The sequence below is a fragment of the Bradyrhizobium sp. IC4060 genome, assembly GCF_020193715.1.
In the GTDB taxonomy this organism is placed as follows: domain Bacteria; phylum Pseudomonadota; class Alphaproteobacteria; order Rhizobiales; family Xanthobacteraceae; genus Bradyrhizobium; species Bradyrhizobium yuanmingense.
Genome location: NZ_JADYVJ010000003.1, coordinates 675788 through 696286, shown reverse-complemented (window position 1 = coordinate 696286; position 20499 = coordinate 675788). Strand labels below are relative to the sequence as shown.

The 20499-nt window shown below is 64.3% G+C and carries 18 protein-coding genes; 9 read left to right on the top strand and 9 right to left on the bottom strand.

Translation table 11 applies throughout. The annotated features are described in order from the left end of the window. Positions 1 to 25: 25 nt before the first annotated feature. The gene (locus I6F16_RS15095; RefSeq protein WP_109142357.1) at positions 26 to 1582 is read right to left on the bottom strand and encodes a winged helix-turn-helix domain-containing protein; all 1557 of its coding nucleotides are present in this window, start codon (positions 1580 to 1582) and stop codon (positions 26 to 28) included. A 369-nt stretch (positions 1583 to 1951) separates the two neighbouring features. On the opposite strand from I6F16_RS15095, the gene I6F16_RS15090 reads away from it, so the two are divergent. Together I6F16_RS15090 and I6F16_RS15085 are read left to right on the top strand one after the other, a co-directional pair. Then, positions 1952 to 3313 (top strand): adenylosuccinate lyase family protein, encoded by a 1362-nt coding sequence (locus I6F16_RS15090; RefSeq protein WP_225111602.1) that lies wholly within the window; start codon positions 1952 to 1954, stop codon positions 3311 to 3313. A 113-nt stretch (positions 3314 to 3426) separates the two neighbouring features. Then, on the top strand, positions 3427 to 4686 hold the full coding sequence (locus tag I6F16_RS15085) for an aminopeptidase (protein ID WP_225111603.1): 1260 nt from the start codon (positions 3427 to 3429) through the stop codon (positions 4684 to 4686). Between the two features lie 89 nt (positions 4687 to 4775). On the opposite strand, the gene I6F16_RS15080 is transcribed toward I6F16_RS15085, so the two are convergent. Next, positions 4776 to 5330: a hypothetical protein gene (locus I6F16_RS15080; protein ID WP_225111604.1), complete on the bottom strand. Its 555-nt coding sequence runs from the start codon at positions 5328 to 5330 to the stop codon at positions 4776 to 4778. Between the two features lie 237 nt (positions 5331 to 5567). On the opposite strand from I6F16_RS15080, the gene I6F16_RS15075 reads away from it, so the two are divergent. Then, complete coding sequence (locus I6F16_RS15075; RefSeq protein ID WP_035997581.1) at positions 5568 to 6023, top strand: cupin domain-containing protein; 456 nt, start codon at positions 5568 to 5570, stop codon at positions 6021 to 6023. An 81-nt stretch (positions 6024 to 6104) separates the two neighbouring features. Here I6F16_RS15075 and I6F16_RS15070 read toward each other — a convergent pair whose 3' ends face one another. From I6F16_RS15070 to I6F16_RS15045, 6 genes are all read right to left on the bottom strand, one after another. Beyond that, positions 6105 to 7157, bottom strand: a complete 1053-nt coding sequence (locus tag I6F16_RS15070; RefSeq protein ID WP_225111605.1) for an amidohydrolase family protein — start codon at positions 7155 to 7157, stop codon at positions 6105 to 6107. A gap of 110 nt (positions 7158 to 7267) precedes the next feature. Continuing rightward, complete coding sequence (locus I6F16_RS15065; RefSeq protein WP_225111606.1) at positions 7268 to 7789, bottom strand: hypothetical protein; 522 nt, start codon at positions 7787 to 7789, stop codon at positions 7268 to 7270. Positions 7790 to 7860: 71 nt separating this feature from the next. After that, entirely contained in the window at positions 7861 to 8805 is a 945-nt protein-coding gene (locus tag I6F16_RS15060; protein ID WP_225111607.1) for an EamA family transporter, read from the bottom strand. A 68-nt stretch (positions 8806 to 8873) separates the two neighbouring features. Beyond that, complete coding sequence (locus tag I6F16_RS15055) at positions 8874 to 9686, bottom strand: MBL fold metallo-hydrolase (protein WP_225111608.1); 813 nt, start codon at positions 9684 to 9686, stop codon at positions 8874 to 8876. A 91-nt stretch (positions 9687 to 9777) separates the two neighbouring features. Further along, complete coding sequence (locus I6F16_RS15050; protein WP_225111609.1) at positions 9778 to 11307, bottom strand: permease; 1530 nt, start codon at positions 11305 to 11307, stop codon at positions 9778 to 9780. After that, entirely contained in the window at positions 11304 to 12053 is a 750-nt protein-coding gene (locus I6F16_RS15045) for an ABC transporter ATP-binding protein (RefSeq protein WP_109145618.1), read from the bottom strand. The genes I6F16_RS15050 and I6F16_RS15045 overlap by 4 nt, the downstream gene beginning before the upstream one ends. A 274-nt stretch (positions 12054 to 12327) precedes the next feature. Between I6F16_RS15045 and I6F16_RS15040 the strand changes: the two genes are divergently transcribed. The 6 genes from I6F16_RS15040 to I6F16_RS15015 all read left to right on the top strand — a co-directional run bounded on the left by I6F16_RS15040 (position 12328) and on the right by I6F16_RS15015 (position 19122). After that, on the top strand, positions 12328 to 13203 hold the full coding sequence (locus tag I6F16_RS15040) for a branched-chain amino acid ABC transporter permease (protein ID WP_035997599.1): 876 nt from the start codon (positions 12328 to 12330) through the stop codon (positions 13201 to 13203). A gap of 5 nt (positions 13204 to 13208) precedes the next feature. Beyond that, on the top strand, positions 13209 to 14360 hold the full coding sequence (locus I6F16_RS15035; protein WP_035997601.1) for a branched-chain amino acid ABC transporter permease: 1152 nt from the start codon (positions 13209 to 13211) through the stop codon (positions 14358 to 14360). Continuing rightward, positions 14357 to 15115, top strand: coding sequence for an ABC transporter ATP-binding protein (locus tag I6F16_RS15030; protein WP_035997604.1), 759 nt, complete (start codon positions 14357 to 14359; stop codon positions 15113 to 15115). The genes I6F16_RS15035 and I6F16_RS15030 overlap by 4 nt, the downstream gene beginning before the upstream one ends. Positions 15116 to 15118: 3 nt before the next feature. Beyond that, on the top strand, positions 15119 to 15907 hold the full coding sequence (locus I6F16_RS15025; RefSeq protein ID WP_035997607.1) for an ABC transporter ATP-binding protein: 789 nt from the start codon (positions 15119 to 15121) through the stop codon (positions 15905 to 15907). Positions 15908 to 16002: 95 nt separating this feature from the next. After that, positions 16003 to 17841 carry an AMP-dependent synthetase/ligase gene (locus I6F16_RS15020; protein WP_109142366.1) on the top strand — a complete coding sequence of 613 codons (1839 nt, stop codon included), beginning with the start codon at positions 16003 to 16005 and terminating at the stop codon, positions 17839 to 17841. A gap of 81 nt (positions 17842 to 17922) precedes the next feature. Continuing rightward, a complete protein-coding gene (locus I6F16_RS15015; RefSeq protein ID WP_035997612.1) occupies positions 17923 to 19122 on the top strand; it encodes an ABC transporter substrate-binding protein in 1200 nt (399 codons plus the stop codon). A gap of 187 nt (positions 19123 to 19309) precedes the next feature. Here the strand turns inward: I6F16_RS15015 and I6F16_RS15010 are convergent, their stop codons facing one another. After that, a complete protein-coding gene (locus I6F16_RS15010; RefSeq protein WP_225111610.1) occupies positions 19310 to 20425 on the bottom strand; it encodes a lysozyme inhibitor LprI family protein in 1116 nt (371 codons plus the stop codon). Between the last annotated feature and the right edge of the window lie 74 nt (positions 20426 to 20499).

Below are 20499 nucleotides of genomic sequence, written 5' to 3'. Positions count from 1 at the left end.
AGCGGAGCGGTCGCGCCAGCGACCGTCACGTCATTCCGGCGCGCCGCAACCCCTCGAGATAGTGCGTACGATCCTCTTCCCGCAGCATCGGCAGCTCGCGCGTGATCCAGGCCAGCGAGACCTCGGGCTGGGTGCGGCGCAGGCCTTCCAGGGCGGATGCCGCGAGGGCGGGATCGCCGAGCATGCCGGCGGCGGCCGTCAGCACGCGGTGGGCGCCGACGAAATCCCCGCGCTGGCGCATCGATTCCCGAGCCATCTGCACGGCGCCCGCGTAGTCGCGGCCGACGAACCGGGCATAGGCCGCAACCCCGCAATAGATCGCCGCGAGCGGGTCGCGCGGGCTCAGCCGCAGCGCGCGGCGGGCGGCGGCATCGCCGTCCTGCCAACGTCCGGCATAGCACAGCGTCACGCCGTGGAAGGCATGCGCCATCGCGAAATTCGGATTGAGCCGCAAGGCCAGCTCGAATTCAGCCAGCGCGTCGTCGAAGCGGCGGCGGAACAGGTAGGTGTAAGCAAGGCCGTGATGGGCCCAGGCATCCTCGCGGTCGGCCTCCACCGCCGCGAGCGCCGCACGCTCGGCGACCGGCATGGTGGCAGCCATGTCGGCCCAGCCCATATGCGCGCCGAAGATATGGCTGGTGGCGAGCAGGCCGAGCGCCTTGCCATAGGCGGGATCGACCGCCACCGCTTCTTCCAGCAGCTTCTGCGCGGCGGCATTGTCCTCGCGGGTGATGCGCCAATAATGCGACAGCGCGCGCATCACGAGGTCCCATGCATCCAGGCTGCCCGGCGGCTTCTGTTGGGCCCGGAAGCTTTCGGCAGCATAGAGCTGCGGCTCGATGGCGGCGACGATCGCTTCCGTGATCTCGTCCTGCACGGCGAAGATGTCGGCGAGCTCCCGGTCGTAGCGTTCGGCCCAGAGATGGCTGCCGGTCGAGACGTCGTTGAGCTGGGCCGAGATGCGCACCCGTTCGCCGCTCCGCCGCACGCTGCCCTCGACCACGTAGCGCACCCCGAGCTCCCGCGCGACCTCGTGGATGTGCACGGCGCGGCCCTTGTAGACGAAGGAGGAGTTGCGCGCGATGACGAAGAACCAGCGCAGCTTCGACAGCGCCGTGATGATGTCCTCGCTGATACCGTCGGAGAAATAATCCTGCTGGACCTCGCCGCTCATATTGGTGAAGGGCAGCACAGCGATCGCGGGCCGCTCCGGCAGAGCGAAGGTGGCCTGGGACGGGGCGATCCGGACCGGCTCCGGCGCGACCGCGCCGATTTGCGTCTGGACGTCGCCGACGAAGCGAAAACCCTTGCGGGTGATGGTGCGGATCAGCGACTGGCTCGCGCCATCGTCGCCGATCGCCTTGCGCGCCGCGTTGATCCGGCTGGTCAGGGTGGATTCGGAGACGCTGCGCCCGTGCCAGATCTTGTCGATCAGCTCGTCCTTGCTGACGACCCGGTCGCGGTTCTGCATGAGGTGGACGACGAGGTCGAAAACCTGCGGCTCCACGGCAATGGGAACCTGCTCGCGGCTCAGCTCGCGCCGGTCGGTATCGAGAAGGTGGTCCCGGAACAGAAACTGCACGTCGAAAACTCGGGCCTCATTGCGAAATCGGGCAAACAAACAAAATGAAATTTGGGTCGAAAGATCGTGTGTCTGCCGAAGGGGGCGTTTGGTTCATCGCAATCGCGTGATGGCAGCCATGTGGTTTTCCGAGGGGAATACATCCGCAGCTAGAATGTTGCGGTGTAAATCTGGCGACGAGATCAGGCGCCCCTCCAGCACCGTCATCCTGGAGCGCGGGAGCGTAGCGCAGGCCCTCTAGCGACAACGGCTTCGCCATTGCGCGGGAATGCCGTTTTAGTGGCGCGCACAACGGGGAATGCCCTTTGCCGATCTGCCCTGCGTACGTAAGGTACACCGACAGAAAACACCAACCCAGAAGAAGTGTCCATGCCTGCTTTCCCCGCCGCCACCACTGTGCTCGACTCCCTGCTGTTTCGCGACGCCTTCGGTACGCCTGAGATGCGCGAGGTGTTCTCGGACGTCGCGACGGTCGCACGCTATGCCGAGGTCGAGGTGGCGCTGGCGAAGGCGGAGGCGAAGTGCGGTGTGATCCCACACGAGGCGGCCGCAGCGATCGCGGCGCGGACCGACATCGGCGCGCTCGACTTCGATCTGCTCAGGCAGGAGACCGATGTCGTCGGCTACCCGATCCTGCCTTTGGTGCATCAAATGGTGAAGCAATGCGGCGAGGCAGGCCGCTACGTGCATTGGGGCGCCACCACGCAGGACATTATGGACACCGCCGTGGTGCTGCAACTGCGCGCCGCGCTCGAGATCGTCGAACGTGACATCGCCGAGCTGCGCAAGATCCTCGCCGATCTGTCGAAGCGCCATCGCGACACGGCGATGGCGGGCCGCACCCATCTGCAACAGGCGCTGCCGGTGACCTTGGGCTACAAGAGCGCGATCTGGCTCGCGATGTTCGACCGCCACGCCGAGCGGCTGGCGCAGCTGAAGCCGCGCGTGCTGGTCGGTCAGTTCGCCGGCGCGGCCGGTACGCTGGCGTCGCTCGGCGACAGGGGGTTCGAGGTGCAGGAGGCGCTCTGCAACGAGCTGAAGCTCGGCGTTCCCGCCTCGACCTGGCACGTAGCGCGCGACGGCTTCGCCGAAGCCGTGAACTTCCTTGCTCTCGTCACCGGCTCTCTCGGCAAGATCGCGCTCGACATCATGATCATGGCCTCGACCGAATTCGCCGAGGTCTACGAGCCCTTCGTCAAGGGGCGCGGCGCCTCCTCGACCATGCCGCAGAAGCGCAACCCGATCTCCTCGGAATTGATGCTTGCGGCCTCCAAGGCGGTGCGCCAGCACGCCGGCCTGATGCTCGACGCCATGGTGCAGGATTTCGAGCGTGCCACCGGCCCCTGGCACGCGGAATGGATGGCGATTCCCGAAAGCTTCGTGCTGGCCGCCGGCGCGCTGCACCAGGCGAAGTTCGCGCTCGCGGGCCTCATCGTAGACGAGGCGAAGATGAACGACAATCTCGCCATCAGCCGCGGCCTGATTGTGGCCGAAGCGGTCATGATGGGCCTCGCCCCGCAGATCGGCCGGCAGGAGGCGCACGACGTCGTCTATGACGCCTGCCGTCAGGCCAACGAGAAGGGAATGACCCTTGCTGACGCGCTATCCGCAGATTCACGGATATCGAGCCACATCGATCGTGCCACAATCGAGGCGCTCACTTCACCGAAAAATTACCTCGGCCTTGCGCCCGCCATGGTCGACCGGGTGCTGGCATCGGCAACGCGTTGAAAACCAAAATGCGTGAAACTGCGTATCTTTCCAAGGGCGCAAGACGCTCGCATACTTGTGCCCCGCGATGCTAGACTTAAATTGAGTGAGCGACTTTCGGCAGAGGGCCCGGCATGACTGATCAACGCAATCCTTCCACTCCCATCGATCCGGCGAAGCTCGACCGACTGGCCGAGGTGGCGGTGAAAGTGGGCCTGGGCTTGCGGTCGGGACAGGATCTGCTTCTGACGGCGCCCGCGATCGCGCTGCCGCTGGTGCGGCGGATCGCCGTGCATGCCTACAAGGCCGGCGCCGGCCTCGTGACGCCGATCCTGTCGGACGAGGAGATGACGCTGGCGCGCTACCGCCACGGCCACGACAACAGTTTCGATCGTGCCGCCGGCTGGCTCTACGAGGGCATGGCCAAGGCGTTCTCCGACAACACCGCACGGCTCGCCATCGTCGGCGACAACCCGATGTTGCTGTCGGGCGAAGATCCTTCCAAGGTGGCGCGCGCTAGCAAGGCCAATTCGATGGCCTACCAGCCGGCGCTGGAAAAGATCGTCAATTTCGACACCAACTGGAATATCATCGCCTATCCGAGCGCGTCCTGGGCGAAGCTGGTGTTCCCGAACGATCCCGAGGACGTTGCGGTCGGCAAGCTCGCAGACGCGATTTTCGCCGCGTCCCGTGTCGATCGCGAGGACGCGATCAACAATTGGGCGAGCCACAATGCGGTGCTGCGCGAGCGCACCAACTGGCTCAACGGCCAGCGTTTCCGCGCGCTTCAGTACTCGGGTCCCGGCACCGATCTCACCATCGGCCTTGCCGACGGCCACGAATGGGAAGGCGGCGCCTCGCTGTCCAAGAACGGCATCAGCTGCAACGCCAATATCCCGACCGAAGAGGTCTTCACCACGCCGCATTGCCGCCGCGTCTACGGCCACGTCGTGAGCTCGAAGCCGCTGTCCTATCAGGGCACGCTGATCGACAACATCGCGGTGCGGTTCGAGGACGGCAAGATCGTCGACGCCAAGGCCTCGCGCGGCGCCGAGGTGCTGAACAAGGTGCTCGATACCGACGAGGGCGCGCGGCGCCTCGGCGAGGTGGCCTTGGTGCCGCATTCCTCGCCGATCTCGCAGAGCGGGCTGTTGTTCTACAACACGCTGTTCGACGAGAACGCGGCCTCGCACATCGCGCTCGGCCAGTGCTATTCGAAATGCTTCGTCAACGGTGCCCAGCTCACGCCGCAGCAGATCGCGGCGCAAGGCGGCAACCAGAGCCTGATCCATATTGATTGGATGATCGGCTCGGCCGAGACCGACATCGACGGCATCTTGGCCGACGGCAGCAAGGTGCCCGTCTTCCGCAAGGGCGAATGGGCGAAGTCGTAATCTAGATTTTGGTCCAAATAGGCAGGCTAGGACGTGGTCAACCTCTCCCCGCTGGGGAGAGGTGAACGTCCTCGCGTCAGTCTTCCCCCTCACGCCGCCGCGTTGCGCAGGGTCGGGCTGTTGTCGATGCTGAAGCGGTTGAACAGCGTCGTGAACGGGCTGCCGTCGGTGGCCCGCACGATCACGTCGGACGCCGCCACCGCCTCGTAGAGCGCGCCAACCGGATCGTCCGCGTCCGCCAGCGCGAGCGCGCCGCGGATCTGTTCGCGGGCCTCGCTGACGTCATCCTCGTCTTGGAGCCTTGCCTCCAGCGCATCCGCCGCGCGGCGCATCTCTGCAAGGTCGCCGCCCCCGGAGAATTTGAGGATGTCGCGCCAGTAGGGACGGGCAACGACAAGCTGGATCAATGCATCGAAACTTTCCGCGATGATGCCCGCGCGGCCCTCTGACGAGACATAGAGCACATTCTGCGACGGCAGCAGCACGAACGCGCTGCCGGAGCCGTCACTGCCGATGTGCCGCGGGCTTTCGACGCCGTCGATCGTGAACCAGGGTTCCTCGTCCGGTTCGAAGGAGACGTCGAGACTGCGGAGCCTGGCGACGACCTCGCTGTTGGCTGTCAGAATCTCCGGCGTGAGGGGCATCGGTGCGGCTCCTTCCCAAGACTTCGCGCACTTTGTCGCACCCCGGACAAGCTAGGTTCATATGTGCGAATTCGCAGAGGAAATCGTGACGTTAACCGTGTCGCACCCGCAACTCGGGGCTGATTGTCGAGTGCCATGTAAGAAAGAATTAAAAGCAGCCTACTAGCGTCCCAACTTCTTTCGAAGCAATCCGGGCCGAGACCCGGCCATTCATATTTATATCTTCTGGGGAAGCAGATGTCGCGCACATTGATTGAAATCGGTAGTTGCAATGTGGATCTCGAGCTGCGGCCGATTGAGCCGTCCTGGATCATCGAGGGCAATCCGGTATCCCGCTCCCGCGTCTTGTCGACCAGCGCCGACGGCACCGCGCAGACGATCATCTGGCACTGCACCGAAGGCCGCTTCAACTGGTACTACGACATCGACGAGACGATCATGATCATGGAAGGATCGATCGTGCTCGAGAGCGACGGCATGCCGCCCAAGCGCTACGGACCCGGCGACGTCATTTTCTTCCGCGACGGCGCGCATGCCAAATGGCATGTCGAAGGCCACGTCAAGAAGATCGCCTTCTGCCGCAAGACCAATCCGGTGATGATCGGTTTCCTGATCCGCGTCATCAACAAGCTGAAGAAGATGTTCGCCTCCACCGGCGAGCGCCGTCCGGCCTCGCTGATGGGCGCCGGCTAAGCGGACACCAGGGTTTCAAGGACGCTTCCCAGCGGCCACGACGAAGAGGGGTCGGGATCAAGGTCCCGGCCCCTCTTTTCATCATGACGGCAGCTCGAGCCGGTAGACGTCGATCGCGGTCTGCGAGAACAACGCCGTCTTGTCGGCCTCGCTCACCTTTGAGGTGATACGCTTGAAGGCGTTGAAGATCACCTGGTAGCTGCACTGGCCCTTGTCCGGGGGGAAATTGCTTTCGAACATCGCGCGCTTCGGGCCGAACGCCTCGATGCAGGTCTCGACATAGGGCCGCCAGGCCGCGGCAAGCTCCTCGGATGTCGGCGGCCTCTCGCGCAAATGGAAGTCGTAGCCAAGCAGGCACATCGCGAGACCACCGAGCTTCACCACCACATTTTCGCATGTCGCGATCTCCCGGATCGAGGCGCGCCATTGCGCAAACACCTCCTCGCGCCGGCCCGCGAAGCGGCCGGTTCCGACCGGGCCGCCGCAATGGTCGAGCACAATCCTGGTGTCGGGGAAGGCGCGCGCCAGCGCCGTGAGCTCGCCGATCTGCGGATGGAACAGCCATGCATCGAAGCTGAGCTTGAGGGGGGCGAGGCAGGCAAAGCCTTTGCGGAAGGTCGGGTCCTGCAACAATCCCTTCGGCCTGTTCGCATACATGCCGGCGACGACAGGATCTTCATCCCAGGCTGAGGAATGCCTGATGCCGCGAAAGCGGCCGTTGCCTGCGGCGATCTCGGCTTCCAGCACGCCCTTTGCAGCGTCGCCGAGCAGCAGATTGGCATGGCTGACGATGCCGGCGCAGATCGCGGCCTTACCGAAGCCGCCGCTCGCACTCATGGCGGCGACGCCGTTGGCGAACTCGACCTCGCCAACGGGCCGGAACGCCTCGGGTCCATGCGCGCGGTACATCGAACGGCAGTCGACATAGACGGTGGCGATGACGTTGTGACCGGAGGCGATGTCGGCGGCCATCTCCTCGATCAGATAGCGGTGCCCGCGATCCCACAGATGATGATGGGGATCGACGATCGGCCGCAAGGGATCGATGATCTCCTCCCGATGCAGCGCGAGCCAGTCCTCACGCGGATCGACGAACAGCCCGCTCGTGTTGGCGGGCACACCGCTTGCTGCCATCGGCCTTCGCTCCCTGATGTTTTGTGTCGGGAGCCTAGCACCTCATTTCCGCATGCAGCAGCGCGCCTTGCGCAACCGCACCCATCATCACGAGCAATGCGGTATGCTCGTCAGCCCGTCCGCCGTCTTGCTCTTACTTCGACCATCAGCCGCCAGTCCACTGCCGTGGCCGGCTTGACCTCCCCACGCCAACGGAAGGAGTCCCAGGTAATCTCAGTAAAGCTCCAGCGCGTCAGCTCGCCGGATTCGGTCGTGCCTTCCTGCACGATGTCCTCGCCGCGGGGACGGCCGATCTGCTGCCGGAACACGCGGCGGCCCGGATCGAACCAGGAAATCCGCCACGCATCCATGGCCGGATCGTAGACGCGCAGCGTGGTGCCGTACCAATTGCCGGCAATCGGAAAGGCTGCGCTGCCCGCTGGCCGGGGAATGATCCAGACGTCCTGCACCGCACGGCCTTCCAGCACCCAGCCGAAATGGATTTCGCCCGGCGCGGTGTGGCTTCTGCCGTCCGCTCCAAAGGCGGCGATCTCAGCGTCCCAGTCGCCGACGAAACGGCCGTAGAGCTGAAGCGCGGCCGCGTGCTCGGGATGCGGTGCGCTGGCGTGAAGAAGTCTCGCAAAGTCGTTCATGTTGCTCTCCTGCTGCGGAGGATTCAGCACGGATGAGCCGCGGGCGACTTGGAGAAAATTGCCGTCGGTCGTCAGGTCTTGCGCAGCGACAGATGTCTCATGGGACGATCGGCCTCCGCCTGCGTCGACCGATTGCTCGAGCTCTCAGCACGCCAGATGGCGACAACGGCGACAATGACGAGACTCGCGCCCACGAGCATCATGCGAGAGAACGGCTCTCCGAGCACGAGGGTGCCGAGCAGCACCGCGATGACCGGATTGACGAATGTGTAGGTCGAGACCAGGGAGGTCGAGACATTCTCGAGCAGCCAATTGTAGGCGGCGAAGCCGATGACGCTGCCGGAGACGATCAGCCAAAGAGCTGCTGCAACGGACGTCATCGAGACCTCGCTCGGTCTAAAACTCTCCAGTTCGCCCGTGAGCCAGCTGATCGCGAACAACACGGCGCCCCCAATCGATAGCTGCATGCCCGACAGCGCGATCGCGGATGCTTGATGCGACATGCTGCGCGACAGCACGGTGCCGATCGACCAGGACAGCGCCGCAGCGAGCAGCCAGACGATTGGAAGCATGCTGATTCCGGCCTGCTCGGCGTTCTGCCATGCTACGAGCCCGACGCCCACGAAGCCGGGGACGAGCGCGAGCAGCGCGATCGGCCGCGGGCGCTGATCGCCCGGAAAAAGCGTGTCCGCCAGCAGGATCCAGAACGGAATCGTGGCGAGCACGATGGCGGCGACGCCGGACGGAACCGATTGTTGCGCGAAGGCGAGAACGCCGTGGCAGCCGACGAAGAAAAGCAGCCCGCAAAGGCCTGCCTGCAACCATGTTCGGCCCTGGGTATTCGCGACATGCCTGCCGCTGAAGGCGAGCAAGATCATGCCGCCGCATAACGATCGAACTGCCATCAGCAGAAACGGCGGTATCGATTGCAAGCCAAGCGTGATGGCGAAATAGGTGGAACCCCACAGTAGATAGATGGCCGCAAACGAGCCGATGACCAGGAACCGTCTGCTCATGATTGCTCCGACTGAGGTGGGTCTTGGAGCAACCAAGTCGTTGACGGGTGATGCGTTCCGGTTCTGAGTCAGACCCCGTCGAGGATGATCACCGTCGGCTTCGTCGGCAGCGTATCCCGTGACATCCGGAACGAGCGCTCGGCGCGCCGGTCGATCTCGAACTGCTGGCCGATCCGGCGCATGAAGTCGTCGAGCGGGGTGGCGAAGCGGTGCATCGGCAGCACCACCGAGGCGCGCAGCCGCTTGGTGATCTCGGAGATGCCGTCGAGCGTCATGGTATAGGTGCCGTCGATCGGCACCATCACGATGTCGAGCCGTCCGATCTGGGCGAAATGGCTGTCGTCGAGCTTGTGATGGAGGTGGCCGAGATGGCCGATGCAGAGGCCGGCTGCCTCGAAGATGAAGATGGAATTGCCGTCGCGGATCATGTCGCTGCCGGCATCGTCGCCGTAATAGCGGCGGATGTCGGTGGTGACGTTGCGGATGAAGGTGTCGCTGATGCGCTGCGACACGATCGCCGGCTTGCCGTCCTCGCTCCAGCCATGCAGCACGTGGGGAATGCGCTTGTCCGGAAAGAGAGTGTAATGGGTGCTGTGCGCCCGGTTCATGGTGACGACATCGGGCAGTCGCCCGACCTGGTAGGCGCCGCTATAATCGGTGGCGATGCGCAAGCCGGCGGGCGTGTCGATGAAATAGGTGGAATGGCCGGCATAGGTGATCTCGACCTCGGGCGCAGCTGCAGCCTGCCTGAAGACGACCGGCATGATCCGCGGCGCCGCGTTGGCCATCGCCAGGCATTCGCTGCGCAGTGGTTGCTGGGCCAGGGCAGGGGTCAGGTATGCGCTGAACAGCGCGATAGCCGCCAAAACCAGTCGTCGCATGGATCCGTCCCCGATGACTTCACAGCGAAGTCTAGCGTGCAATGCGGAGCATCGCCAATGGGCTGCGATCAACAGCGCGTCAGTGTCGCACCTATTGCTCGCGCTTCGGGCTGAACTTCCAGGTGACCGCGACGAGGCCTGCGGTAATCAGGCCGCTGATGAGGCCGGCCAGGGGAAGGGCGAGCAGCAGTGCGGCGGTGGCGGCCCAGCCGATCGAGGAAAAGGCCTCGGCGAAGGTTGCAAGCCGCGAAGACGTCTGACGGCGCCGGAATTGGCTGCGCCTTGCCTGCACCCGGAACCAGAGCTGGATCGCGGTCGCCGAGGCCGCGCTGATGATGATCGCACCCGCGCTGATTGCGGCCTGGGATGGCGAGGCAAAGGCCAGCGCCGCGAGCAGCGGAGCGAAGATTGCGGCAATCGCGATCAGCACCACCTCGATCTTGGCACGGATGATGCCGGACGGCATCAAGGGCGCGGTCGCGACCAAGTCAGGCGCGTCCTCGCCCGAGATCGTCAGCCAGGCGAGCCCGCCGGCGAGCTGTCCGGCCGCCATCACGATGACGGGTGTGATCAGTGTCAGCGCCGCGGAGCTGTCGGCGAAATTACGCCAGAGCAGCAGCGCCGGCGGTACCAGATAGAGCAGCTGCATCAAGGTCTGCGAGATCAGCCATGGATCGCGCCACAGCAGCATGAATTCCTTGCGACGCAGCGCCTGCTGGCGCGATCCGCCGCGGAACGGGCGCTCCTTGGCACGGACGCGGCCGGACGTGGCGTAGGCCGCCGCATCGATCGCGGTGTCGGCAAAGCGGTGCGAGAAGATCGCCATCACGCCGCCGAGCATGACCAGAGCGAGCGCGAGAAGCAGCGCCAGCGCCTCGCTGTCGCCCATCGCTGCCCGCGCCGGCCACCACCAGATGCTGTCGACGTCGGGGGCGTAGGCGGCAACGCTGCCCGAGGTCAGGATAGTGAAGCGCGACAGCGTGCCGTAGGACATGATCGCGGCGACCTGAAGCGCGATCACGAAACCCGCACCGATGATGGCGGCGAGGATCTGTGCGATCAGGCGCGTCCGCGCCGGGCCGATCAACCGGAACAGGAGAATGGTGATGGCGATCGCGATCGCCGCCGCGGACAGGCCCATCGCAATGACGACGCCGAAGGCCGCCAGCCAGCGCGCGCCGCCGCCGATCACCAGAACGTCGATGAAGGGCGTCGAGAACAGCAGCGCCAGCACGGTGACGGTCAGCGCGATCGCGGCGATGCGGACCGAGAACAGATTGGCCAGCCGCGCCGGCGAGGACATGATCAGGTCGAGATCGGCGCGGGCGTAGAATACCCGCGTCACGGATTCGATCGCCTGCGACAGCATCAAGGTCCAGGCGAGAAAGATCGTCGCCGAAATCACGATCAGAGAGGATTTGTCGAGCGGCAACTGCAGGTCGGCGAAACGGCCGATCACCGCCCAGGCCGGCAGGTGGAGCAGCGCGGCGAAGCACATGAGGCCGATGATTGCGGCGCGCGCCCGTTTGCGCCGCCCGCCCGTCATCATGGCGAGCCATTCGCGCCAGGCGAGCCGCAGCTCGTGGCGGGCAAACCAGGACAGCGCGGTGGCCGAGCTCATGCCGCTTCCTGAAGCGTCACCAGCGCGATGAAGAGGTCTTCCAGGCTGGTGTCGGCATGGCCGTTCTGGTGGCGCAGCTCGGTGAGCGTGCCTTCCGCGACCAGGCGGCCGGAGGCGATCACGCCGATGCGGTCGGCCATGCGCTCGGCGACTTCGAGGATATGCGTGGTCATGATGACGGTGCAGCCGGCGCGGACACGCGCGCTGAGCAGGCCCTTCACATGGCGGGCGGAAACCGCATCGAGCCCCGTCAAGGGTTCATCGAGAATGATGAGGCGGGGATCGTGCACCAGCGCCCCTGCGAGAGCGACCTTCTGGCGCATGCCCTTGGAAAAGCCCTCGCAGCGCTCGTGGCGGTGCGCCTCGAGGCCGAGCGAATCGAGCAGTTCCTCGGCGGCCGGTTGCGAGATCGACGGCACGATGCCCCAGAGGCCGGCGACGAATTCGAGATATTCGAGCGGGGTGAGCTTGTCGTAGATCATGGGCTCGTCGGAGACCCAGGCCATCACCTGCTTGGCGGCGACGGGGTCTTGGAGCGCATCGATGCCGAAGATCGAAACGGCGCCGGCATCGGGCCTGAGCAGGCCCGCAACCATGCGTAAAGTGGTGGTCTTGCCGGCGCCATTGGGGCCGACCAGGGCGTAGAATTCGCCGGCGTGAATGGTGAGATCGAGGCTGTCGACCGCCAGACGGTCAAAACGCTTCGTTAACCCTCGGACTTCCAAGGCCGAGTTGTCCGGCTTCATGACGGCCACACCATCCGGTTTGCATCGCCCGCGACCATGACCCGAAGATGTTTCGGCACCGTGAATCGCACTGCCGCAAATTCCGCCAACCGGATTGGACTAAAGACAAGGTATCTCGACAAGTCACCGTTTGTTGACAGCGCGCGGGCGTTCAGGCTGAATTGATTCCGGACAAATGGCGCTAACGCGGCGAAACGACTGCGTAGCGACTGGACACAAGATGCGGCAAGGCGGCCTCGAAGATCGCCGGTTGCATCGGGGAGGACGCGCGTCAATGCTGGATTTCGTTCAGCAGCTGGTCAGCGGTGTTGCGCTCGGCTGCGTCTACGGCCTGATCGCGCTCGGCTTCGTGCTCGTCTACAAGGCCACCGAAGTCGTCAATTTCGCCCAGGGCGATCTGATGATGCTGGGCGGTTTCTTCGCCTTCACCTTCATCGGCATGATGGGCCTGAACTACTGGATCGGCTTCGCCGGTGCGGTCGCCGCCATGGCGCTGTTCGGCATGCTGGCCGAGCGCGTGGTGGTGCGGCCGATCCTCGGCTATCCGCAATTCTCCATCATCATGGTCACAATCGGTCTCGGCTATTTCCTGCGTTCGGTCGCCGGCATGATCTGGGGCACCGACGACCTGAAGATCGAGACGCCTTTCAGCCAGGGCGTGCTGCGCATGGGCTCGCTGGTGCTCGCCTACGACAAGCTCTCGGTGATCGCGGCGACGATGATCCTGTGCACGCTGCTCTGGCTGTTCTTCAACAAGACCACGCTCGGTACCGCGATGCGCGCCAGCTCCGAAAATATGCTGGCAGCCTATTACATGGGCATTCCGGTCAAGCGCGTGGTGTCGGTCGTCTGGGCGATCAGCGCTGCGGTCGCGACCTGTGCCGGCGTGCTGCTGGCGCCGATCACCTTCATCCACTCCAATGTCGGCCTCGTGCTCGGCCTGAAGGCGTTTCCCGCCGCCGTGCTCGGCGGCTTCGGCTCGATCCCGGGCGCGGTGGTCGGCGGCGTCCTGATCGGCGTGATCGAGAGCATGGCCGGCTTTTACCTGCCCGAGGGCTGGAAGGACGCCGCGCCTTACATCGTGCTGCTCACCGTGCTGCTGCTGAAGCCCGAGGGCCTGTTCGGCCTCCACGTCCGCAAGAAGGTCTGAACGCCATGCGCTTCCTGTTCAAGACCGACTACGAGGACGACATCAAGCTGTTCCCGCATTCGGGCTACGTCGTCACCTACGGCGTCCTGCTCGCGCTGCTGCTGATCGCGCCCCACGTGCTCTCCAGCTATCTGATGAGCCAGCTCGTCTTCGTCTGCATCTATGCGATCGTCGGCGTGGCACTGCTGATTCTGACCGGCTTCACCGGCCAGGCCTCGCTTGGGCACGCGGCGTTCCTCGCGATCGGCGCCTACACGGCGGCGTACTTGCAGAAGTACAACGTGCCGTTCCCCGTCTACTTCCTCGCGGCGGGGCTGTTGACCGGCATCATCGGCGCGATCGTCGGCTTTCCGGCGCTGCGCCTCACCGGCATCTATCTCGTCATCGCCACCATCTCGTTTGCCCTGATCGTGGAGGAGATCCTGGCGCGGTGGGAAAGCGTTACCCACGGTAACGAGGGCATGCGGGTCAAGACGCTGTCGCTGCTCGGCGTCGCCGTGCCGCGCGACAGCCCGACCTTCTATTACCTCTGCCTTGCCGTGCTGGTGCTGACCATCGTCGGCACGCTCAATCTGCTGCGTTCGCCGACGGGCCGCGCCTTCGTCGCGATCCGCGATTCCGAGACGGCGGCGCGCAGCATGGGCGTCAATGTCGCGCTCTACAAGGTGAAGTCGTTCGCGATCTCGGCCGCGATCACCGGCTTTGCCGGCGTCCTGTTCGCGCACAAGCTCTCCTTCATCTCGCCGGAGATGTTCACGCTTCAGCTCTCGATCGAGTTCATCATCGTGATCCTGATCGGCGGCACCTTCAGCCTGCACGGCGCCGTGCTCGGCGCGATCTTCATCGTGATGATCGACCCGTTCCTCACCTATCTCAAGGACGACATGCCCGGCATCATCGCCGGCATTGCCGCGACATTCGGCGCCGGCGCGGCGACTGCGGGCAATATCGAGGCGAAGGTCGCGGCCTTCGCCTCGCTCAACGGCCTGAAGGGCGCGATCTACGGCATCATCATCGTGCTGTTCGTGCTGTTCGAGCCGCTCGGGCTCTACGGCCGCTGGCTCAAGATCAAGCTCTTCTTCCAGCTGTTCCCTCTCTACAAGCGCGCCACCTTCAAGCGGCAGAAGATCTACGTGAAGTCGGAGCGCAATCGATGAGCTATTTCCGCGCCGAGAACCTGTCGCTGCATTTCGGCGGCCTCAAGGCGGTCGATGCGGTCTCGTTCGCGGTGGAGAAGGGCGAGATCCTCTCGATCATCGGGCCGAACGGAGCCGGCAAGAGCTCGATCTTCAACCTGATCTCGCGGATCTACCGGCCGACCTCGGGCCGTATCTTCTTCGAGGACCAGGACATCACCGAGCAGCCGCCCTACGACATCGCCAAGCTCGGCATCGCCCGTACCTTCCAGAACATCGAGCTGTTCGAGAACGCGACCGTGCTGTCGAACCTTCTGGTCGGCCGCCACCGCCATTCGACCACGCAGCTGTGGCAGGAGCTCTTATTCCTGCCGAGCGTGCGGGCCAACGAAAAGGTTCACCGCCGCCGGGTCGAGCAGGTCATCGAATTCCTCGACCTCGAACCCTATCGCGACAAGCTGATCTCGGGCCTGCCTTACGGCGTGCGCAAGGTGATCGAGCTGGCGCGAGCGCTCTGCTCGGAGCCGAAGCTGATCCTGCTGGACGAGCCGTCCTCGGGTCTCAACGTGGAGGAGACCGGCGACATGTCGTTCTGGATTCGGGACATGAGGACCGAGCTCGGTATCACCGTGCTGATGGTCGAGCACGACATGTCGCTGGTCAACCGGGTCTCCGATCGCGTCATCGCACTGAACTACGGAAGGGTGCTGGCGATGGGCTCGCCCGCTGAAGTGCAGCAGCACCCCGACGTCGTCGCCGCGTATCTGGGAGCCTGACCGATGGATGCCGCTGCGCCCCAGGATATCATCCTCAAGCTCTCCAACATCGAGAGCTATTACGGGCCGATCATGGCGATCCGCGGCATCTCGCTGGAGGTGCCGCGCGGGCGCATCGTCACGCTGCTCGGGGCCAACGGGGCCGGCAAGACCACGGTGCTGAAGACCATCTCCGGCATCCTCGATCCGCAGAAGGGCGCGATCGAGTTCATGGGCAAGCCGATCCAGCGCATGGAGGCCGACCGCATCGTGCGGCTCGGCCTCAGCCACGTGCCCGAGGGGCGCGAGGTGTTCCCGTTCCTCTCGGTGCGCGAGAACCTGATGATGGGTGCCTATCCGCGCAAGGACCGGGACGGCGTCGCGGAGGACATGGAGCGCGTCTACGGCTATTTCCCGCGCCTGAAGGAGCGCATCAACCAGCCGGCGGGCCAGCTCTCCGGCGGCGAGCAGCAGATGCTCGCGATCGGGCGCGCGCTGATGAACCGGCCGACGCTGCTCTTGCTCGACGAGCCCTCGCTCGGCCTGTCGCCACTGCTGGTGAAGGAGATATTCACCATCATCCGCCGGGTCAACGAGGAGCAGGGCATGTCGATCCTGCTGGTCGAGCAGAACGCCAAGGTGGCGCTGGAAACCGCCCATTACGGCTATGTGCTGGAGATCGGCCGTATCGTGATGAACGATACCTGCGACCGCTTGATGCATTCCCAGGACATCCAGGAATTCTACCTTGGCGCCAAGGAAGCCGGCGCGCGCGGCGAGCGGCGCTGGAAAAAGAAGAAGACGTGGCGGTGAGGACGAGCTGGCAGTAAGATGAGCTTGCCCAACGTTGAGCAAAGACCGGCCGGCAAGGCAGGCAGCGGAGGGAAGGCGACAAGGAGGAGAGGTGCATGGCCCGACCGGCGGTGCTGACGGTCGCTGATACGATCGCGAAGAGCTTCTTGCGCGCCGCCGAGACGCGGGGCGACAGGCCGGCGATCCGCGAGAAGAAGTTCGGCATCTGGCAGCCGACGAGCTGGCTAGAATGGCTGGAGATCTCCAAAGAGATCGCCTACGCGCTCCGCGCCGTCGGCTTCATGCCCGGCGAGGTCGCCTCCATCATCGCCAATGCCGTGCCCGAATGGGTTTATGCCGACATGGGCATATTGTGCGCCGGCGGCGTCTCCAGCGGAATCTATCCGACCGATTCTTCGTCCCAGGTCGAGTATCTCGTCAACGACTCCGCCACGAAGGTGATCTTCGCCGAGGACGAGGAGCAGCTCGACAAGATTCTCACCTGCCGCGCGCGATGCCCCAGCTTGCAGAAGATCATCGTGTTCGACATGGAGGGCCTCAGCGGTTTCTCCGACGACATGGTGATGTCGCTGGACGAGTTTCGCGCGCTCGGCCGCAACCACATGGTCGGCCGCGAAGCGCTGTGGCAGGAGATGATCGACAGCCGCAGCGCCGGCGATCTCGCGGTCCTCGTCTATACGTCCGGCACGACCGGCCCGCCGAAAGGCGCGATGCACGCCAATCGCAGCGTCACCCACCAGATGCGACACGCCAACGACTTCATACCTGCGCGAGAGGACGAGAACCGGCTGGTCTTCCTGCCGCTCTGCCACGTCGCAGAGCGTATCGGCGGCTATTACATCTCGGTCGCGCTCGGCTCGGTGATGAATTTTGCCGAGAGCCCGGAAACCGTGCCTGACAATCTGCGCGAGGTGCAGCCGACCGCCTTTCTGGCCGTGCCGCGCGTCTGGGAGAAGTTCTATTCCGCCATCACCATCGCGCTGAAGGATGCAACGCCGCTGCAGCAATGGGTCTATCGCCGCGCCATCGGCATCGGCTACCGCATGGTCGATTGCCGGCTCGAGGGCAGGGCGCCGCCGCTATCGCTGCGCATCGCCAACCGCATCGCCTACCTGGTCGCGTTCCGCAACATCCGCCGCATGATCGGACTCGACCGCTGCCGCATCGCGTTCACCGGCGCAGCCCCGATCGCACCGGAGCTGATCCGCTGGTATCTGGCGCTCGGCATCGACATGCACGAGGTCTACGGTCAGACCGAGAATTGCGGGGTCGCAACCATGATGCCCGCGGACAAGATCAAGCTCGGCTCGGTCGGCACCGCGGTGCCCTGGGGCGAGGTCGCGCTGTCGCCCGCCGGCGAGATCCTGATCAAGGGCGACTTCCTGTTCATGGGCTATTTGAACCAGCCGGAGAAGACCGCAGAGACGATCGATTCCCGCGGCTGGCTGCACACCGGTGACGTCGGCACCATCGACAATGAGGGCTTCGTGCGCATCACCGACCGGATGAAGGACATCATCATCACCTCGGGCGGCAAGAACATCACGCCGTCCGAGATCGAGAACCAGCTCAAGTTCTCGCCCTACATCTCCGACGCGGTCGTGATCGGCGACAAGCGGCCCTATCTCACCTGCCTCGTGATGATCGACCAGGAGAATGTTGAGAAGTTCGCCCAGGATCACGACATCCCCTTCACCAATTATGCCAGCCTGTGCCGGGCGAGGGAGATCCAGGACCTGATCGGGCGCGAGATCGAGCATGTCAACGGCAATTTTGCCCGCGTCGAGACCATCAAGAGGTTCTACCTGATCGAGCGCCAGCTCACGCCCGAGGACGAGGAGCTGACGCCGACCATGAAGCTGAAGCGCGGCTTCGTGAACAAGCGCTACGCCGCCGAGATCGAGGCGATGTATCGCGAGCGCGCGGTGGCGTGACGAGCCGGTCCATTTCGAGAAAGCGAAGGAGCTGTGGCCCCGCCCTTCGTGCAATACGGGCCTTTAGGAGAGGAGACGTCAATGTCGAAATCGTTCAGCGCATTCGGCCTTGCTGTGGGTGCCGTGGTGCTCACCTGTCTGCCGGCCGCAGCGCAAACCAAGGTCACCAACGAGGGCATCTCGGCAACCGAGATCGTCATCGGCACCCACCAGGACCTGTCAGGCCCGATCAAGGGGTGGGGCGTTCCGGTCGCGAACGGCATGAAGATGGCGGCCGAGGAGATCAATGCGGCCGGCGGAATTCACGGCCGCAAGATCCGGCTGGTCGTCGAGGACAGCGGCTACGATCCGAAGAAGGCCGTGCTCGCGTCGCAAAAGCTGATCGAGCGCGACAAGATCTTCGCGATGGTGGGGCCGATGGGATCACCGACGGTGCTCGCCGCGCAAGACATCCTGTTCGATGCCGGTGTCCTGCAGCTGTTCCCGCTGACGGCGGCCGAATTCACCTTCAAGTTCGATCCGGCCAAGCCGCAGGAGCGCCTGAAGTTCAACAATTTGCTGCCCTATGTCGAGAGCACGCGGGCTGCGGTGAAATACATGATCGAGTGGAAGGGCTTCAAGAAGCCCTGCATCATGCATCAGGACGACGAGTACGGTAAGAACGTGCTCGATGGCTTCAATCAGCAGCTCACTGCCATGAAGGCGCAGCCGGCCTCGATCACGAGCTACAAGCGCGGCGCCTCCGATTTCAGCGCGCAGATCGCCAAGATGAAGTCAGATGGCTGCGACCTCGTCGTGCTCGGCACCGTGCTGCGCGAGACCATTGGGGCGATGACCGAAGCCAAGAAGCTCGGCTGGGACGTCACCTTCCTCGGGGCCACCCCCACGAACGTGATGGAGGTTCCTGCGCTGGGTAAGGACGCCGTCGAGGGTCTCTATGCTGCCAGCGGCTTCGAGATTCCTTATGAGGACACCGCCAAGGGCAAGGTGAAGGATTGGCTCGTCAACTACAAGAAGATGTTCAACGCCGACGCCAACACGCAAGCCATCATCGGCTACAATGCCATGATGACGTTTGCGTTCTATGCCAACAAGGCCGGCAAGGATCTCACCGGGCAGAAGATGCTCGATGCGCTCGAGTCGGGCGAGAAATTCCTCGACATCTTCAACTCGCCCCCCACCAAGTTCTCCAAGACCGACCACCTCGCCAACACCATCACCCAGGTGCAGCAGGTCAAGGGCGGCCGCTGGGTCCTGGTGAAGGACAATCTGATGTTCTGATGCGGGCTCTCTTGCGTCGAGCTCAGTGCACCCTCTCCCCTTGTGGGAGAGGGTGGATCGCCGCGAAGCGGCGAGCCGGGTGAGGGGTCTCTATCCTTCACGCACGTCTTGCGTGCGGAGAGAACCCCTCATCCGGCGCGCTTGCGCGCGCCACTTTCTCCCACAAGGGGAGAAGGAAGAGAGAACCCTACGATCCTCCGCCCGCGGTGCCCGAATTCACCGGGGCGAGCTCGTCTTCCCGGCAGCGCCAGCCGTCGGCGGCTTTAACGAAGGCGAAGGTTCGCTGGACCCTCAGCCGGCGCGTGACGTTGAAGACGTCTGCTGGGCGCGTCTTGTTGCCGGCTCCCTGCTGCGGCCGACCCGTCGTGGCGTCCCAGCAGGTGCCGGTGCAGATGGAGGCGATCCTGCTGCACACGGTGAAGGGAGCGAGCACGGCCATTTCGATTTCGCCCGTGACCTGTGCCTCCTGGTCGGTCACCTGGCTGTCGAGCGCATAGACGCGGTTGATGCGCAGGAAGTTGCCGCAGGAATTGGCCGCATGAATCCGCGCGGCGCAGAAATCGACGGCGTCGGCGTCGGGAATGCGGGCCGCGACCTGCCGGCCGAACACTTTTTTGGGATCGCCCTTCGCGGCGCGGATTTCATCTGTCTTGCGCTTCAAATGGTCGGCGAGACAGTCCTCCGCGGATTCCAGCTCCTGCAGCGGCACGTTCTCCTTGCCGACCAGATTGCATTTGCGGTCGCGCTCGCGCGTCCACCGTCCATATTCGGCGAAGGCAAAGCGTGCCGCAGTCGGGTCCAATTTGCCGATCAGGCCGAGCACCTGGCCGTTGAGCTCGGTTTCGGCAAGCGTCAGCGAGGGGTCTGCGCAGATCACCGCGCCCGCAGCAGTGTTGGCCGCAAGGCAGTCGAAATCCGGATCGCGAACGATCGCGGCGCGCTCCTCGGTGACCTTGAGCAGGCACGCCTTGACGGTCTCGAATTGGTCGGGGCGGATCGCGGTCTGGCCGACGATGCCGCAGCTGAGGTTGCGTTGGCGGACCCAGATCGCATTCTCCTCGATAGCGGGCAGGCGATCCGGCAGGCGGGCGAGCCGCTCCTCGATCGCGATGCTCAGCTTCTCGGCGGCGGCGGCAAGCGCGGCATCACCGCAGAACAATTGGTTGCCGGGGTCGCGAATCGGCTGGCACTTGTTCCTGGCAAACAGCGGCAGCCTGTCGGCGATCGCGCGGTCGGATTGCGCGGACGCGGGCACCGCCGGCAATGCCAGCAGCGCAAGCACAGACAGCACGATGAATCGCATTCCAAGTCGCCCCGCACGGAAGGCGCCATGCTAGCGTCTGGTCTTGCGCGGTGAAATGGGTTTGTGGGGACGAG